This window comes from Roseiflexus sp. RS-1, from assembly GCF_000016665.1.
Classification (GTDB): domain Bacteria; phylum Chloroflexota; class Chloroflexia; order Chloroflexales; family Roseiflexaceae; genus Roseiflexus.
Genome location: NC_009523.1, coordinates 2,592,667 through 2,608,407, shown reverse-complemented (window position 1 = coordinate 2,608,407; position 15,741 = coordinate 2,592,667). Strand labels below are relative to the sequence as shown.

Here is a 15,741-nt window from a genome sequence, read left to right as displayed (position 1 = left end):
ACTGTAGAGTAGCACAACGCACACCTCTTGTCAAAGCCTTGCACAGCAACATTGTACCGTTACGCGAGTCGGGCGGCGGCAATACTCCGCACAGGCGCCAGACCACGGCGCACCACCGTCCAGGAGCGACCGCGATCCACGCTGATCGCAACATCTCCATGTGCAGACGAAGCAAATACGGTATCCATGTGATACCCGGCGGGAGACAGGACGGTCGTGGCGCTCTCCCAGGGGAGCGCCACAATTGCCGGTTCCCAGGCATGCAGCGTACCACGCACGATGCCGCCGTCCGTCAGGGCTGCCAGCAGAGTCGGCGCAGCGCCCGCCAGCACAGCGCAGGTTGCCGCTTCACCCGGAAGATTCTCGACGCGATGCCAGGCATCCTGCGCAAAGACATACACAACCCCGCCAGCAAGCGCACAGAGCGCACCTGCGCCACCAGGAGGCGTTACCAGCATACGAATGACACCGGGAAGCGGTGAGCCGGGCAGTGTCCATTGTGCGCTCTGATCACCATCGATGAACACCTGATTGCCCGATGCAACCACAAGGCGCCCGGCGCCATCAATCGCACATCCGTTGCACTGTCCGGGCAGCGCAATCGCGCGCCAGGTTACGCCAGCATCACGACTCTCAAGCAGGACGTCGTCTGCCAGGAGATACACGAGCGCCGGACGACGCGGAGCGCCGTACAGAGCGGCGGTCGCGGTCAGGTCGCTTTCGAGCCGAACTGTCTGCCAGGTTTGACCGCCATCGCTGCTGCGCAGCACACGCCTGTCGGCGATAGCGAGCGTGATCAATGGATGAGAAGGATCGACCCATACCGACTGCACAACGCTGCCCTGCAACTGGTGCGCACTGCGCAACCAGCGACCCTGACCGGCAGGATCGCTGAGCAGCACCAGTCCATCATCAGTCCCGATAAACAGCAGCGTCGCTTTCGCCATCAGTCACCTCTGCCCCTGCTGCACTGTGTAAAGATCACGATGCCGTACTGTTCAGAGCGTTCCAGACGCAAACCGGCGGTGCGAAACTGCGTCAGCAACTCCTCACGCGACCAGAACGCGATGCCGCCAGGAGCAAGCGCCATTTGCACCGCGCGCCCGACCACTCCTTGCGCCGCCAGCAGGGTCATTGCCACAAAGCGACCATCGTCAACCAGCACGCGACGCACCTCACGAAGACAGGCGGCGAGATCGCCGATTTCATTGAGCGAGCCGCCAATCGTCACGCCCTGAGCGACGTTGCTGGCAAACGGCAACGCCTGCGCTGAGGCGCGCAGATACGACACCCGCACTCCGGCGGCGCGCGCACGCTGGCGCGCTTCACGAAGCATCGGCAGCGCATGATCGATCCCGACGACGTGACCGGTGAACGGACGCATCGCCCGCGCCAGCGCGCGCGCATACAGTCCATTGGAACAGGCGACATCGATCACCAATCCACCACGCGCTGCATCGACCCAATCGGTCACCAGCGTCAATTCGCGCTGGTACGGAAACGACTCGCCGCTCAGCAACGTCAGCGCGAATGGACGCCAGAGACGTTCGTATGCCCAGGCGGTCGCAGGAAGTTCATTCGTCAGTTGCGCAATCGTGGGTGGTCGGGGCGGACCGAGAAAATCGGCAATACCGTCGCGAATGGGGTAGACTGCACCGCAGGCGCAGTGCAGCGCGCCGGAGATAATCTCACCTCCGGTATCGCAGCGTCGGTCGCGCAGATCGAGCGCACCGGCGCATGTCGGGCAGCGCAGTGACGGCAACAGTTCATCATCCATGGTGCGGGTCCGCCTGGAGTGTCTGAATATGCGCTTCGAGCGCAGCGGCGGTGGGCGGATCGAGAACGATCCGTGGCGTCGGCGCTGGTGGACCGCCCATAGCCACGAACCGATCCATTGCGGCGATCAGATCTGCAACATCAAGACCGCGCATCGAAGGGCTGACCGCCACGAGTTTGGGGCGACTCTTCGCATAGTTGAGGCGCATACCGCGCGGTTGACCGCGCTTCCACTTCTCAAGCGCCGCAGCCGCCTGAATGATGCCTTTATAGAAGGTCGCCTCCGGTTCGGACGACCGACGCCAGCACCATTCCCATTCTTCGTGCGCGTGCCAGTATTCCCCTGCGTTGAACAGGCGAATACCTTCGAGATAGTGGTCCATAGCGCCTGTTTCGTCTATTCCTGTCAGTAGCGCGGCACAGATGGATCGATACGCAGCGACCATTCCTCGATGCCGCCGATCATATTCGCAACGCGCGCGAACCCAAGCGTGGAAGCGACATATTCCGCCACATACGCGCTACGCAGCCCATGATGGCAAAAAAAGACATACTCCTGATCGGGATCGAGCGTTCCGATCCATTCAGCGGCGCGACTGAGCGGCAAGAGTTCTGCGCCCTCAATACGTGCAAGCGCGTACTCTTCGGCTTCACGCACATCAATGAAGCGAAACGGCTCCCCCCGGTCGAGTTTTGCTTTGACCTGATCGGTGGTAAGGTCGCGATACGACCGCTGCATAAAGGATCGCATAGATGTTCGCCATCACAACAAGGAGAGGCGTTGCGACGCAACGCCTCCATACCTCGAAAAACCGGGCAAGAAAGGATGCCTAGTGACCGCTGCAGCAACCGCCGCCACCGCTGTAGCCGTCGTACTCATCATCGGCGCCCTGCTGATCGCGGGTGCGGAACGAGTGACCGCAGCCACAGCTCGAAACCGCGTTCGGGTTATCGATCTTGAACGCGCCTGCCAGCATGTTATCCTGCTGGTACGAGATTGTGGCGCCCATCAGATAGCGTGCGCTGATCGGATCGACCATAATCCGCAAGCCGTGGGCATTCCACACCGTATCGCCAAAGCGCTCCTCGTTGTCGAATGTCATCCCGTACTGCAAACCGGAGCACCCGCCGCCGGAGACGAAGACGCGCAGACCATACCCTTCCAGGTTGCGCTCCTTCATCATGCTTTGCAGGCGAAGCGATGCGCCTTCCGTAATTTCGAGCACCGGCGGGAATTCGTTCTCATGATGCTGAACCACGTCCTGCTCAATGGTTGCCATAATGTGTGCGCCTCCTGACTGTCACGAAGAATAATGCCTGTCTGTGTATCACCGGGCGACACTCCTGGTCGCCATCGCACTGCCAGCACAACCCGCATATCTATTCGTGCTGGAGTATACCAGAGTTACGCAAGAAACACAATATCTAAACGAACTTATCCCCCCAGTTCCGACATCCCGCGCAGGGTCGGCAGCACGCCTTCGGGCAGTCCGTGCCCCCAGGGTTTGAGCGCCACCGCATGACGGATGATCTGCTCGATCTCGTCCAGCGTTGCGCCGCCACGGATCGCTGCGCGCAGATCGACTTCCTGATCGCGCAACAGACAGAGATGCAATCGTCCATCGGAAGTCAGGCGCATGCGATTGCATGTTGCGCAGAACGGCTCACTCACCGAACTGATAAACCCCAGTTTGCCCGGTGCGCCGGGAATGCGATACCGTCGCGCCGAGTCAGACGGCGCCAGACCAAGGTCTTCGAGCGGACCATAGACCGATTCCAGGCGCTCGATCAGTTCGGCGCTCGTCACCACACTGTGCTGCGCCAGGTCTGCCACGCCAGCCAGCGGCATGACTTCGATGAAGCGCATCTCCCACGGGTAACGGAGCGTCAGCGCGGCGAGGTGTGGAACCTCATCATCGTTCATGCCGCGTACTACGACCGAGTTGAGTTTAATCGGATGCAACCCTGCGCGGTCGGCAGCCTCGATGCCAGCCCACACCTTTTCGAACGAACCACCGCGCGTCATGCGACGGAACTTGTCCGGATCAAGCGTATCGATGCTGATGTTGACGCGGTCAAGACCGGCTTCCCTGAGCGGTTCGGCGAGTTTTTCCAATCGCAGCGCATTGGTTGTCATGGCGACGTGGGTGATACCGGGAGTGCGCTTGATTTCTCGCACAATCTCGACAATATCAGGGCGCAGGGTCGGCTCGCCGCCCGTCAGTCGAATTTTGCGAAACCCGGCTCTGGCAGCGGCACGCACCACCAGCAGCAATTCACCGGTCGTCAACAACTCCGGGCGCGGCATGAACTTCATGCCGATCTCTGGCATGCAGTAGACACACCGCATGTTGCAGCGGTCGGTCAGCGAAATGCGCAGATAATCGATCCGTCTGCCATACGAGTCGTGTGCGGGAGCATCGGTTGGATAGAGTGGTCGTGCCTGACGAATCTGATCGGCGGTATAGAGCGGGATAGTTCCCCGGCGTACCTCTTCGTACTGCATAGCCCCCTCGATGCGTTAGGCATACTCCATAACGCTGATGCGCGCCGCCAGTTTGCGCGCAATCTCGCAAAAGACATCAGCATAGGCGTCCGGCAGGTCGCTGAGCACCGCCGGTTGACCGTGATCACCCCCTTCGCGGATGCTCAACCCGATGGGAATCTGCCCCAACAGCGGCACCCCAAGTTGCGCCGCCAACCGTGCCGCACCGCCCGACCCGAAGATGTCGTAGCGCTTTCCGGTATCCGGCGCGACGAAGTATGCCATGTTCTCGATGATACCGAGCAGCGGCACGTTCACTTTGCGAAACATTTCCATACTCTTCAGCACATCGGCAGTCGCCACCTGCTGCGGCGTTGTGACCGTCACCACGCCGGTCAGACCGGCATTCTGCAACGATTGCGCCAGGGTCAGCGCAATGTCGCCAGTGCCGGGGGGCATATCGATGATCAGATAATCGAGCGGCGCCCACAGCACCTGATAGAGGAACTGCCGCAACAGTTGCGATACCATGGGTCCACGCCAGATCACCGGTTGCCGGTCATCGATCAAAAAACCGATCGACATCATCTTGATGCCGTGCGCTTCAACGGGCAGCATACGCGGCTCGCCATCAGGACCGCTCACTGCCTCTGGTTGCTGCGAGCGCACGCCCATCATCAGCGGCACCGATGGACCGTACACATCGGCGTCGAGCAAACCGACCTGTGCGCCCTCACGCGCGAGCGCCACCGCCAGGTTGACGGCGACGGTCGACTTTCCCACGCCGCCCTTGCCAGCAGAGACCGCGATGACATGGCTGACGCCAGGGATGGCGACATGTTCGGGAATACCGCCACGGGGTCGCACCTGAGCGGTAAACTCGATGCTCACCCGTTCACGCGGGATGCCAGCGATCTTTTCGAGCGCTTCTTCACACTCGCGCTGGATCTGATCCTTGAGCGGACAGGCAGGAGTGGTCAATTCCACCGCAAAACGCACCGTATCGCCGTCGATGACCAGGTTTTTGATCATCCTGCGCGATACCAGATCACCGCCGAGTTCCGGCTCCTGGACGGTTGACAGCGCCTGCAACACGCGTTGCTCGCTCAACGCATCATCGCGACGTGAAAAGAGACCCATGCTCCCTCGCTTCCCAGCATGACTGTATCTGTTGTCAGTATACCATATTTTGATAGTAAAAACTATCGTAACTCAATAGTCATCCAGCCCGCTAACGCATGTGCCCACCCTGCCAGAAGGTCTGGCGGAAACCTTCCGCAGCGTTGCAACGGGGCAGCGCAGGCGCTATGCGATGCACGCAGGTGAACACGTGTCGAATATTCTACCACGCTTCCGGGGAAGCGCCACGGTTCGCGGTTGGTTCCTGACGCTTTGGGGGTGCTGCGCACAGTTCAGGACATTCGTAAGGCAAGGATGGCATCATTGGAGCGCGTCGGAGGAGGTTTCATTTTTTGCCAGAAAACGATCAACAATTGCAACAAACACATCTTCGAGCGAAGGTTCGATCCGTTCGATGCGAACATCACGCACCTGCGCCGATTCGAGGGCGACGGCGAGTTGCGGCATGCGCACGGTGGCGTCATCGACGAGCACGTGGAGACGCGCGCCATGCGGGGCGACATCGCGCACGCCGGGGTGCGCCAGCGCTACGGTGTGCGCCAGTTCCTGCGGCGTGCCTTCCACTTCCAGCACCGCGCCATTGATTGCCGTTTGCTTCAGCGCCATCGGGGCGTCGAGCGCGACGAGCGAACCGCCATACATCAGCCCGATGCGATGACAATGTTCGGCTTCATCCATGAAGTGGGTCGTCACAAAAACGGTCACTCCTTCTCCCGCCAGATCGTAGATCTGTTTCCAGAATGCGCGCCGCGCTTCTGGATCGACACCGCTGGTCGGCTCATCCAGAAACAACACCTGGGGACGATGAACGATGGCGCACGCCAGCGCCAGACGCTGACGCCATCCACCGGGAAGCTCAGATGTCAGTGTCCGGTCATGACCGCGCAGCCCGGACAGATCGAGCAACTCATCAATCCGCGCCGCGCGCACGTTGCGCGGAAGACCGTACACTTCGGCGTAAAATGTCAGATTCTCGCGCGCGGTCAGATCACCGTACAGACTGAACTTCTGCGACATGTAGCCGATGCGCTGGCGGATCGCCTCCTGATCGCGGGCAATGTCGAGACCCAGCACGCGCCCGCTGCCGCTGCTCGGCGTCAGCAAGCCGCACAGCATCCGAATAGTCGTCGTTTTGCCCGAACCGTTCGGTCCCAAGAAACCGAACACCTCGCCGTGCGACACCTGGAATGATACCTCGTTGACCGCGATGAACGAACCAAAACGGCGAGTCAGGCGGTCGGTTATGACTGCGCAAGAGTCGGTTGTCTTGATCGCCATGCCTGATCGCTCCGTTTCCCCTGCCAGACGTGTGGAACAGCGCACCGTTCGCCCCTGTTGACGACACAGGAGACATATCCAGCACACTGGCGCCGCGCCCGACGAACAGAAATCAGCCTTCTTCCTGATACGCCCGCACCAGCAGCACCGGCAACTCCGCACTATGCACCACTTTGGTCGCCACGCTGCCGAGCCAGATCTGGCGCAATCCCGTGCGCCCGTGGGTTGCCATGACGATCAGATCGGCGTGTTCGGTTTGTGCGACATAGATGATCTGATCCGCCGGAATACCTTCAACCACACGGGTCTGCACGTCGAAGCGGTTGGCGCGCAGACGCTCCGCCACACCCTCCAGATACTTGCGCGCTTCGGCAATGTCGTCGCCTGTAACGACGCAGACCAGCAGCAGGGTTGCGCCGATCCGCGCGGCAATTGGTTGGGCGGTAGCCAGTGCCTGTTCCGCGAGCGGCGAACCGTCGAGAGGCACGCAGATGGTGCGGTAGGGAACTTCAGTCACCGATGGGTGTTCTCCTCCGTTCGAGCGCACGACGAGCAACGGCGTCGGCGCGGCATGCAACACCTTCGCCGCAACGCTGCCGAATGCCCAGCGCAGGGCGCCGCCGTAGCCGTGGGTTGTCATTGCAATCAGGCGAACTTCCGGCTCGTGTTCTGCCCGCGCCACGATGGCAGTAGCGGCGTCGTCCGCCGGTTGTACGTCAAACACAACGTGCAGTCCTCTGGCACGCAGCCGTTCCGCCACGCTTGCCAGGTAGACATTTGCGCGCGTTAGCGCTTCTTCGGTCCACTCACGGCGCAATTCCGCTGGAATGGTGGTTTTCCAGAAGAGTGATTGACTGACCTCGCCAGGAGTGACAATGCGCAGCAGAAGCAGCGATGCGTCGGTAGCGCGCGCCAGTGACGTGGCATATGGCAGAATGGCTTCGGCGGTGACCGATCCATCGAGCGGTACAAGTATCCGATGTATCATTGCGACTTCCTTTCTCGTTGCAAATGCAGAAAGACATCCTCCATACCAGGCATGACGGGATGGACGGTATGCAGTGCGACGCCAGCATCTCCTAACGCCTGGCGCAATGCGGCGGCGTCGAATGAGGTTTCGGCGATAACGTGGAGACGGTCGCCGAAGATGTGCACATCCCGAATGCCAGGCAGTATGCGCAGCACCGCCTCCGCTGCGTGTCGCGGGTCGGCACGCACTTCCAGCACAACACCGGGCACGAGGCGCTGCAATTCGTGCGGAGCGCCGTGCGCCAGCAGCGCGCCCGCGCGCATAAAGCTCACCTCATGACAGCGTTCCGCTTCATCCATATACGGCGTGGTCAACAGGACGGTCATACCGTCGGCATAGACCGCTTCGCGCAGAATATCCCAGAACTCGCGCCGTGACACCGGATCAACGCCGGTGGTCGGTTCGTCGAGCAGCAGCACCTGGGGACGGTGGATCAACGCACACGCCAGCGCCAGTTTCTGTCGCATGCCGCCAGAAAGTGCATCGGTGCGGCGGTTCTGAAACGGCGCCAGGCGACTGAACCCGAGCAATCGCTTCAGCAGCGCCGGACGTTCTGCCTGTGGCACACCATAGACATCGGCATAAAAGCGCAGATTCTCGAGCACTGTCAGATCGCCGTACAGACTGAAGCGTTGCGGCATGTACCCGATGCGCTGCTTTACCCCTTCCGGGTCACGGGTCACGTCGATCCCGGCAACAATTGCGCGCCCGTGATCAGGTCGCAGCGCGCCGCAGATCAACCGCAGCGTCGTCGTTTTCCCTGCGCCATCGGGTCCGAGCAACCCGTGGATCCGTCCTGCGGTGACGGTCAGGTTCAGACGATCAACGGCGCGCACCGGACCGAATGCGCGGCTCAGATCGATTGCTTCGATAGCATACGTCTGATTCATCGAACAGTCGCCATTTCGGTTGCAAAGTCGCGTAGCGCCTGCGTGTACGCTTCGGGCTGATCCAGGTTCGCCAGATGCGCAGCGCCTTCGATCAGGCGCACCCGACCAGCGCGCAGCGTGCGCAGATACAATCGCTCGTCACGCCGGAAGAAGCGATCCGCAGCCCCGTTGAGCAACAAAACCGGACATTCGCACGCGCGGAGCGCCGGCAGCGGATCGAAGTCGATCAGCGCAGCTGAGATCTCAGGATAGAAACGGTAAAAGAACCCACGCGCCACAATAGCGTCAGCCAGCGCCGGAGGGTAGCGTTTGCGGAATGTGCGCTCTTCGGCGCGCGCCAGCAAAGGTGCGAAATTGGCGGTCAGCAGACGCGCAATCGCCAGATATGGCGCACGCAGCAGGCGACCGGCAAAACCATTGAACGCGAATGCGCATCCCGACAGGATCAGCGCCGTTGCGCGCGAAGGATAACGCGCGCCAAACGCCAGTGCAACATATCCGCCCAGCGATAGTCCACACACAATCACACGTTCGCCGACGATGGCATCGACGACTGCGGCGACCTGCTCCACTGCTGCATCAAGGGAAAACGGAACGCCAGCCAGCGCGCCATGCCCGGGAAGATCAGGGGCAATCACCCGAAACGTATCACTGAGCGCCTCGATCTGCGGTTGCCACATAGCGCGCGTCAGACGCGCCCCGTGGATCAGCACAAAGACAGGCGCACCTTCCGGTCCTGCGATAGCGCAATCGCGTCGCTGCACCACTCTCGTGTCATCGTCAGCGTCCTTCATCTCCTCCTGCCTCCCCTGGTTCTCAGTTCCCGGTTCCTGGTTCTCAGTTCTCGGTTCTCGGTTCCTGGTTCTTGGTTCTCGGTTCTCAGTCCTTCTCCACCAGCACAACATCCGCTGGCATCCCCGGCTTGAGGGCGTAGTCAGCATTCGGCAACTCAATCCGTACCGCGAACACCGTCGTTGCGCGCTCATCGCGCGTCTGCACGTTCCGCGGCGTAAATTCCGCTCTTTGGGCAATGAATGTTACTGTACCATGAAAGACTCGACCTGGAAAACTGTCCACTGTGACCTCTGCCGCCTGACCGAGACGCACACGCCCGATATCCGCCTCGCTGATGTACACCGTCAGGCGCACGGGATCGAGGGCGCCGATGGTCATTAACGGCGTGCCGGGGGTCACCTGCTCTCCTTCGTGGATCGGGCGGCTCAGGACGATGCCGGTGCGCGGTGCGCGCAACCTTGCCTTGTCGATCATCACCTCCACCTGATGCAGGGATGCCCGCGCCTGCGCCAGTTGCGCTTCCGCCGCCTGGATCTGCTCTGGACGCGCGCCATTGCGCGCCAGATCAAGCCGCGCCCGCGCCTGCGCCAGTTGCGCTTCTGCAATCGCTTGCTGCGTGCGCGCAGCATCAACGGCAGCGCGCAATTGCTGCGGATTGGCGCGCATTGCTTCGACCACGTCGAGCAACCGCTGCGCATTTGCGAGTGCAGTCTCGGCAGCAGCAATCTCCTGACGGGTCGGTCCTGCTTCCGCTTTTGCCAGCGTCGCCTGTGCGATACTCACCTGCAACTCCGCCTGGCGCACGCCGACCGCCTCTGCCTGGCGCGCCTCTTCCGCCTGCACCAACGCCTGTTCGAGCGCCGTCTCCGCCTGGCGCAGCGCGGCTTCCGCCTGAACGAATTGCGCATAGTACTGTTCGCGCACCCCGTCACTTACGGTATTCGGCAGACGTTGCACACCGGTCGGCAGTGTGACCAGCACGGTCGGCATCAACGCATCCTGACCCGTATCGCGCACATACTCCCAGTTGGTCTTCGCCTGCGCATACCGCGCCTGCGCCTGGGTCAACGCTGCCGCAGCCTGTTCCACCTGCGCCTCCGCCAGCGTTTTCGCAGCGGAGAGGCGGTCGCGGGCGGATTGTAACCCTTCCTGTGCCAGGTGCATCGATGCGCGCGCAGCATCGATATCTTCCTGGCGGACGCCAGCGCGCAGTTTTTCCAGCGTTCGCAGCGCCGCATCACGTTGCGCGCGCGCCTGCACCAGTTGCAATTCCAGTTCCTGCGGATTGTTCAGAATCTCCAGTGCATGCTCATACGCCTGCTCCGCCCCTCTTGCTGCCGCCTCCGCCTGTTTGACCTGCGCCTCAGCGATGGCAATCTCCTCGCTGCGGGTTCCGGCACGGATCTGCGCCAGGTTCGCCTCGGCTGCTGCAACCGCCGCCTTCGCCTGATCCAGTTGCGCCTCGAGCAATGCAGTGTCGATCTGCGCCAGATCCTCCCCGATCCGCACCTCCGACCCTTCATCGACGAAGAGATGCTGCACACGTCCGGCGATCTCGGCCGTCACCAGCACTTCTTCCGCTTCAATCGTTCCCGTGCCGGTCAGGGTTCCGTTCCTCGCCTGCGCCGATTCCTGCAACAACCAGTAGCCACCGCCGATGAGCACGGCGACCAGGACGAGCAGAATGATTATTCGTGCACGTGGGTGCATACTCGCCTCCCAGACCTTCAGTCAAGACGTTTGTGAAACCGCCTTGAACATTACATCTCCTCCGCTTCGAGGCTGAGACCGTGGAGAAAGATCTCAACTGCCAGTGCGACGATCTGATCATCGCTGATCTGGAGGGCTTCCGGCTGACGCAGCACCTCGCGCGCAATCACATGGATCAGAATGCCGCCAAGGAATGTGCGCACACTGACTCCCGTATCGTGCGGGCGGAGACGTCCGAGATCGATCTGATGCTGCAGGTAAGCGCGCACGACACCGAAGACACGATCGACGAAGTGCTGCCGGATCATGGTTGCAACTTCCGGGAAGTGGAGCGTTTCCGCCAGAACGATACGAAACAAGGCGACATTCTCTGGAACGCGCATCATCGTCAGGTAGGAGCGCCCAATCAGGGCCAACCCCTGACGGAGCGGCAGATCCATCAACTGCTGCGGATGATCGACCAGCGCCATAATTGCGGCGCGCTCACGCAACATGCAGAGAAAGAGGTCTTGTTTGTCCTTGAAGTAGTGGTAGATCAGGCCCGGCGAAATGCCGCCCGCTGCTTCGGCGATGTCCCGGTTGGTCGCTTTCTGAAATCCTTTGGCGCCGAACACCTGCAACGCCGCATCGAGAATGCGCCGTCGCCGATCGCGCGTATCGCTGTCGTCTTTCACCGTTATGACATCCTCATTGATCGATCAATCAATCAACATCAGTATACCAGGTGTTGATTGACTGATCAATGAAGAACCGACAATTCAGGGGCTTCTGAAAAAACGCGGCACGAAATCTTTGCCCATCCAGAACAGCACCCGTTTCCATAATGTCATGTGTACTGCGCGTGTCCAGCCGGTTTCCGTTCCATCCAAATCGATCATTGACTCCACTGCGAAAACGAACCGCTGAGACGCCGGGCGCGCAGAGGTTTATAGCAGTTCTCGCAAAGATTGGTCTTGTTGGGCAGGGTTCCACCCGCTAACGAAAGCAGATGCCCGGTGCGCCATCCCTCCGCGTGCTCCGCGTCTCGGCGGTGAACAGTACATACACCGCCGAGACGCCGAGAGCGCGGAGAGGCGGAGCGCAGCGCTCACACGGCCGTTTGGACAGGGCTGCACCTGTCGCCGCAAGCGGGCGCCGCGCGCAATGCGGCAGACCCGGACAAGGGTCGACGTCTCTGAGAACTGCTATAATCGCTCGCTGTGTCCACTGCATCGCTGTGGTGACATGACCTTTTCGGTCATCTCCCGGCACTCCTGATATTAGGGCGGAACACATCGGCTGGGGGCGCTGTTCTGAAGCAACCGGTCGGGCAAAGTTGACCAAATACATCAGGAAAGAGTACCCTGCCGATCCGACACCGAAGCATGTTATACTTGCGAAAGCGAGAGATTGCGGGGGCCGGAGTGGGCGGAACGCTTCGGACCCCGTGCTGTTTCTGAGTGACACCCATGCTGACTGCGGTTCTTTCAGGATTTGGCGGCGCAATTGCTGCGCCATGGTTGCACCGATTCGCGCCACGCCACGCTGGATGGCTCGCGGCATTGTTGCCGTTTGCATTGATGATCTATTTCATCAGTCTCGTTCCGGCAGTCGCTGGCGGCGATGCGCTGCGCTTCAGTTATGCCTGGGTTCCGGGCCTGGGAGTCAACCTGTCGTTTCGCATCGATGGCTTGAGTCTCCTCTTTGCCCTGTTGATCACCGGCATTGGCACACTGGTATTGATCTACGCCGGCGGCTACCTGGCGAATGACCCGATGCTGGGGCGGATGTTAACGCTGCTGCTGATCTTCATGGCAGCAATGCTCGGCATCGTCACGTCCGACAATCTGATCGCGCTGTTTGTGTTCTGGGAATTGACGACGATCAGTTCATACATGCTGATTGGATACAAGCACGAATACGAGAAGGCGCGCAAGGCGGCGTTGCAGAGCCTGCTGGTCACGGGTATCGGCGGACTGGCGCTGCTGGCGGGGATCGTGCTGCTGGGACAGATCGCCGGGACGCTGGAGCTCAGCGAGATGCTGAAGCAGGGCGATGTGGTGCGTGCGCATCCGCTGTACGGCGGCATTCTCGCGCTGGTGCTGTTTGGCGCGTTCACCAAATCGGCGCAGTTTCCCTTCCACTTCTGGCTTCCAGGGGCGATGGAAGCGCCAACGCCGGTCAGCTCGTACCTGCACTCGGCAACGATGGTGAAAGCAGGCGTGTTCCTGCTGGCGCGCCTGAATCCGGTGCTTGGCGGGACGGAAGCATGGCAATTGCTCCTTACCTTCTTTGGCGGCGCCACGATGATCGTCGGCTCGTTTCTGGCAGTGCAGCAGACGGACCTGAAGCGCATCCTGGCATATACAACCGTCTCGGCGCTCGGTACGCTGGTGCTGCTGATCGGCGTCGGAACGGATGATGCCATCAAAGCGGCGATGGTCTTTACTCTGGGGCATGCCCTCTACAAGGGTGCGCTCTTCCAGGTAGCGGGTTCGGTCGATCACGAAACCGGCGCCCGCGACATTTCGCAGCTGGGAGGTTTGCGCACTGCGATGCCGATCACCGCCGCCGCTGCCATGCTGGCCGCGCTTTCAATGGCCGGGCTGCCGCCGATGCTTGGTTTTATCGCCAAGGAAGTGCAGTACAAGGCGAACCTCAGTGAACCGATCCTGATCGGTGTTGCGCTTCTGACGAACATCCTGACGGTCGTTGCCGCCGGTTTCGTGTCGTTGCGCGTGTTCACCGGTCAACCGGTGCACACGCCAAAGCATGCGCACGAAGCGCCGCTGAGCATGTGGCTCGGTCCGGTTGCGCTGGCGCTGGGTGGGCTTGGCGCCGGACTGTTCTCGACACAGATCGGCAATTTCTTGATCGGACCCGCAACCGGATCAGTGCTTGGGAAGGTGAAAGCGGTCGAACTGGTGCTGTGGGCTGGCATCGAGGGCGCCGCCGGGCAGGCGCTGGCGTTGAGCGGCGTCACCCTGCTCGCTGGCATTGGTCTGTATTATGCGCGCAGCATCTTCCCGCGCATCGCTGCTGCAACCGCGCCGCTTGCAGCGCTGGGAGCGGAAAGCTGGTATCACCGCTCGGTCAACGGTATGCTTCTACTGGCAGAACGACAGACCCGCGTCTTGCAGAACGGCTATCTGCGCTTCTACATCGGACTGATCATTACGACAACTCTGATCCTGACCGGCCTGATGCTGCTGGTTGGTCGGGTGACGATCACCATACCACAGAACTGGACTGACGTACGCGTCTACGAACTGGTTGTGGCATTGATCATCCTTTCGGCGACGACTTTTGTTCTCCGTGCAACGTCACGCATGGCGGCAGTTGTCGGGCTGGGATTCGTCGGGTATGGCACAGCGCTCACGTTTCTGCTCTTCGGCGGTCCCGATCTGGCTATTACCCAGTTTGCTGTCGAGACGCTGAGCGCTATTCTCTTCGTTCTGGTTGTCTACCGCCTGCCACGCTTCGGCAATCTTTCGAGCGTCGGTGCACGAGTGCGATCTGCAGCGCTTGCAATTGCCGGTGGTGCACTGATGACGATGCTTACGCTTATCGCACTGGCAGAACCGACCGAGTCGCGCCTGAGCAGTTTTATGGCGGAGAACAGTCAACCACTGGCAAATGGACGAAACGTGGTCAATGTTATTCTGGTCGATTTCCGCGGTTTCGATACCATGGGCGAAATCACCGTGCTCGGCGTGGCTGCGATCGGCATCTATGCCCTGCTCAAACTGGTTCTGGCGCCTGAACGGGATCGGCGAGCGGAGACCGATGGATCGCGCGATGGGAAAACGGAAGGCGTGCCACGCGAGCGCGCCGAGGTGATCGACGCATAACAGGTGAACCGATGTATTCGCTTATTCTGGCAACCGCAACGCGCCTGCTGATCCCGCTGATGCTGATCTTCTCAATCTTTCTGCTCATCCGCGGGCATAACGAACCAGGCGGCGGATTCGTCGGCGGGTTGGTGGCAGGCGCCGCATTCACGCTGTACGCTGCCGCCTATGGCGTATCCCAGGCGCAAAGCGCGCTTCGTTTTGATCCCAAACAATTGGTGGGCTTCGGGTTGCTGGTGGCGGTCGTGAGCGGGTTGCTGGCGTTCATCCAGGGACTGCCGTTTATGACCGGTCTCTGGTACAAGGAGCCGCTGCCGGTGATCGGCAAAGTCGGCACACCGCTCTTGTTCGATGTCGGTGTCTACCTGGTTGTGCTTGGCATCGCAGCAACGATTGTATTTACCCTCTTCGAGGTGGAAGGAGAGTAGCGCGATGGAGTTTATCTGGGCAATCGTCATCGGTGCGTTGTATGCAGCCGGGCTTTACATGATCATGCGCCGCAGCATTTTCAAGATCGTTCTGGGGCTGGCGCTCCTCGGATACGCCGCGAATCTGCTGATCTTCATCGTCTCGAATCTGACGCGCGGCAATCCGCCACTGGTACCGCCCGGCGCAACCGCGCCGATCGCACCGTATGCCGACCCATTGCCGCAGGCGCTGATCCTGACCGCCATCGTCATCGGCTTTGGCGTCCAGGCGTTTACCATCGTTCTGTTCCGCCGTGCGTATCGGAGTTGCGGCGCGGATGACATTGATGAACTGAGAACAACAGAGCACTGATACGAATTGGGAAAGATCCTGGACTGA

At 60.7% G+C, this 15,741-nt stretch carries 16 protein-coding genes; 3 read left to right on the top strand and 13 right to left on the bottom strand.

Annotation, left to right across the window (positions count from 1 at the left end; translation table 11 throughout):
* Nucleotides 1-59: 59 nt before the first annotated feature.
* The 13 genes from ROSERS_RS10925 to ROSERS_RS10865 form a co-directional block, all read right to left on the bottom strand.
* On the bottom strand, nt 60-947 hold the full coding sequence (locus ROSERS_RS10925; RefSeq protein WP_011956842.1) for a WD40/YVTN/BNR-like repeat-containing protein: 888 nt from the start codon (nt 945-947) through the stop codon (nt 60-62).
* Nucleotides 947-1,777: a methyltransferase domain-containing protein gene (locus tag ROSERS_RS10920; protein ID WP_011956841.1), complete on the bottom strand. Its 831-nt coding sequence runs from the start codon at nt 1,775-1,777 to the stop codon at nt 947-949. The genes ROSERS_RS10925 and ROSERS_RS10920 overlap by 1 nt, the downstream gene beginning before the upstream one ends.
* Entirely contained in the window at nt 1,770-2,159 is a 390-nt protein-coding gene (locus tag ROSERS_RS10915) for a DUF309 domain-containing protein (protein ID WP_011956840.1), read from the bottom strand. The genes ROSERS_RS10920 and ROSERS_RS10915 overlap by 8 nt, the downstream gene beginning before the upstream one ends.
* 23 nt (nt 2,160-2,182) lie before the next feature.
* Nucleotides 2,183-2,527, bottom strand: a complete 345-nt coding sequence (locus ROSERS_RS10910) for a rhodanese-like domain-containing protein (protein ID WP_011956839.1) — start codon at nt 2,525-2,527, stop codon at nt 2,183-2,185.
* Between the two features lie 79 nt (nt 2,528-2,606).
* The gene (locus ROSERS_RS10905) at nt 2,607-3,056 is read right to left on the bottom strand and encodes a HesB/IscA family protein (RefSeq protein ID WP_011956838.1); all 450 of its coding nucleotides are present in this window, start codon (nt 3,054-3,056) and stop codon (nt 2,607-2,609) included.
* Between the two features lie 155 nt (nt 3,057-3,211).
* Nucleotides 3,212-4,282: a GTP 3',8-cyclase MoaA gene (gene moaA / locus ROSERS_RS10900; protein WP_011956837.1), complete on the bottom strand. Its 1,071-nt coding sequence runs from the start codon at nt 4,280-4,282 to the stop codon at nt 3,212-3,214.
* Nucleotides 4,283-4,297: 15 nt separating this feature from the next.
* Nucleotides 4,298-5,401 (bottom strand): Mrp/NBP35 family ATP-binding protein, encoded by a 1,104-nt coding sequence (locus ROSERS_RS10895; RefSeq protein ID WP_011956836.1) that lies wholly within the window; start codon nt 5,399-5,401, stop codon nt 4,298-4,300.
* A 300-nt stretch (nt 5,402-5,701) separates the two neighbouring features.
* Entirely contained in the window at nt 5,702-6,679 is a 978-nt protein-coding gene (locus tag ROSERS_RS10890; RefSeq protein ID WP_011956835.1) for an ABC transporter ATP-binding protein, read from the bottom strand.
* A 112-nt stretch (nt 6,680-6,791) separates the two neighbouring features.
* A complete protein-coding gene (locus tag ROSERS_RS10885; RefSeq protein ID WP_011956834.1) occupies nt 6,792-7,667 on the bottom strand; it encodes a universal stress protein in 876 nt (291 codons plus the stop codon).
* Complete coding sequence (locus ROSERS_RS10880) at nt 7,664-8,599, bottom strand: ABC transporter ATP-binding protein (protein WP_011956833.1); 936 nt, start codon at nt 8,597-8,599, stop codon at nt 7,664-7,666. The genes ROSERS_RS10885 and ROSERS_RS10880 overlap by 4 nt, the downstream gene beginning before the upstream one ends.
* Nucleotides 8,596-9,393, bottom strand: a complete 798-nt coding sequence (locus ROSERS_RS10875) for an alpha/beta fold hydrolase (RefSeq protein WP_011956832.1) — start codon at nt 9,391-9,393, stop codon at nt 8,596-8,598. The genes ROSERS_RS10880 and ROSERS_RS10875 overlap by 4 nt, the downstream gene beginning before the upstream one ends.
* An 85-nt stretch (nt 9,394-9,478) precedes the next feature.
* The gene (locus ROSERS_RS10870; protein ID WP_011956831.1) at nt 9,479-11,104 is read right to left on the bottom strand and encodes an efflux RND transporter periplasmic adaptor subunit; all 1,626 of its coding nucleotides are present in this window, start codon (nt 11,102-11,104) and stop codon (nt 9,479-9,481) included.
* 50 nt (nt 11,105-11,154) lie between these two features.
* Complete coding sequence (locus ROSERS_RS10865) at nt 11,155-11,778, bottom strand: TetR/AcrR family transcriptional regulator (protein WP_011956830.1); 624 nt, start codon at nt 11,776-11,778, stop codon at nt 11,155-11,157.
* 774 nt (nt 11,779-12,552) lie between these two features.
* On the opposite strand from ROSERS_RS10865, the gene ROSERS_RS10860 reads away from it, so the two are divergent.
* Genes ROSERS_RS10860 through ROSERS_RS10850 form a run of 3 tightly spaced genes read left to right on the top strand, consistent with a single transcriptional unit; the run spans nt 12,553 to nt 15,714 of the window.
* Nucleotides 12,553-14,934 carry a putative monovalent cation/H+ antiporter subunit A gene (locus ROSERS_RS10860; RefSeq protein ID WP_011956829.1) on the top strand — a complete coding sequence of 794 codons (2,382 nt, stop codon included), beginning with the start codon at nt 12,553-12,555 and terminating at the stop codon, nt 14,932-14,934.
* Nucleotides 14,935-14,945: 11 nt separating this feature from the next.
* Nucleotides 14,946-15,362: a Na+/H+ antiporter subunit B gene (locus ROSERS_RS10855; protein WP_011956828.1), complete on the top strand. Its 417-nt coding sequence runs from the start codon at nt 14,946-14,948 to the stop codon at nt 15,360-15,362.
* Between the two features lie 4 nt (nt 15,363-15,366).
* Nucleotides 15,367-15,714 (top strand): Na+/H+ antiporter subunit C, encoded by a 348-nt coding sequence (locus ROSERS_RS10850; protein WP_011956827.1) that lies wholly within the window; start codon nt 15,367-15,369, stop codon nt 15,712-15,714.
* Nucleotides 15,715-15,741 lie beyond the last annotated feature (27 nt).

What these genes read in the sequence shown, in the direction of transcription:
- ROSERS_RS10885 (WP_011956834.1), bottom strand. Translation starts at nt 7,667, where the DNA reads ATGATACATCGGATACTTGTACCGCTCGATGGATCGGTCACCGCCGAA.
- ROSERS_RS10850 (WP_011956827.1), top strand. Translation starts at nt 15,367, where the DNA reads ATGGAGTTTATCTGGGCAATCGTCATCGGTGCGTTGTATGCAGCCGGG.
- ROSERS_RS10870 (WP_011956831.1), bottom strand. Translation starts at nt 11,104, where the DNA reads ATGCACCCACGTGCACGAATAATCATTCTGCTCGTCCTGGTCGCCGTG.
- ROSERS_RS10910 (WP_011956839.1), bottom strand. Translation starts at nt 2,527, where the DNA reads ATGCGATCCTTTATGCAGCGGTCGTATCGCGACCTTACCACCGATCAG.
- ROSERS_RS10860 (WP_011956829.1), top strand. Translation starts at nt 12,553, where the DNA reads ATGCTGACTGCGGTTCTTTCAGGATTTGGCGGCGCAATTGCTGCGCCA.
- ROSERS_RS10855 (WP_011956828.1), top strand. Translation starts at nt 14,946, where the DNA reads ATGTATTCGCTTATTCTGGCAACCGCAACGCGCCTGCTGATCCCGCTG.
- ROSERS_RS10905 (WP_011956838.1), bottom strand. Translation starts at nt 3,056, where the DNA reads ATGGCAACCATTGAGCAGGACGTGGTTCAGCATCATGAGAACGAATTC.
- ROSERS_RS10880 (WP_011956833.1), bottom strand. Translation starts at nt 8,599, where the DNA reads ATGAATCAGACGTATGCTATCGAAGCAATCGATCTGAGCCGCGCATTC.
- ROSERS_RS10925 (WP_011956842.1), bottom strand. Translation starts at nt 947, where the DNA reads ATGGCGAAAGCGACGCTGCTGTTTATCGGGACTGATGATGGACTGGTG.
- ROSERS_RS10915 (WP_011956840.1), bottom strand. Translation starts at nt 2,159, where the DNA reads ATGGACCACTATCTCGAAGGTATTCGCCTGTTCAACGCAGGGGAATAC.
- moaA (WP_011956837.1), bottom strand. Translation starts at nt 4,282, where the DNA reads ATGCAGTACGAAGAGGTACGCCGGGGAACTATCCCGCTCTATACCGCC.
- ROSERS_RS10920 (WP_011956841.1), bottom strand. Translation starts at nt 1,777, where the DNA reads ATGGATGATGAACTGTTGCCGTCACTGCGCTGCCCGACATGCGCCGGT.
- ROSERS_RS10890 (WP_011956835.1), bottom strand. Translation starts at nt 6,679, where the DNA reads ATGGCGATCAAGACAACCGACTCTTGCGCAGTCATAACCGACCGCCTG.
- ROSERS_RS10875 (WP_011956832.1), bottom strand. Translation starts at nt 9,393, where the DNA reads ATGAAGGACGCTGACGATGACACGAGAGTGGTGCAGCGACGCGATTGC.
- ROSERS_RS10895 (WP_011956836.1), bottom strand. Translation starts at nt 5,401, where the DNA reads ATGGGTCTCTTTTCACGTCGCGATGATGCGTTGAGCGAGCAACGCGTG.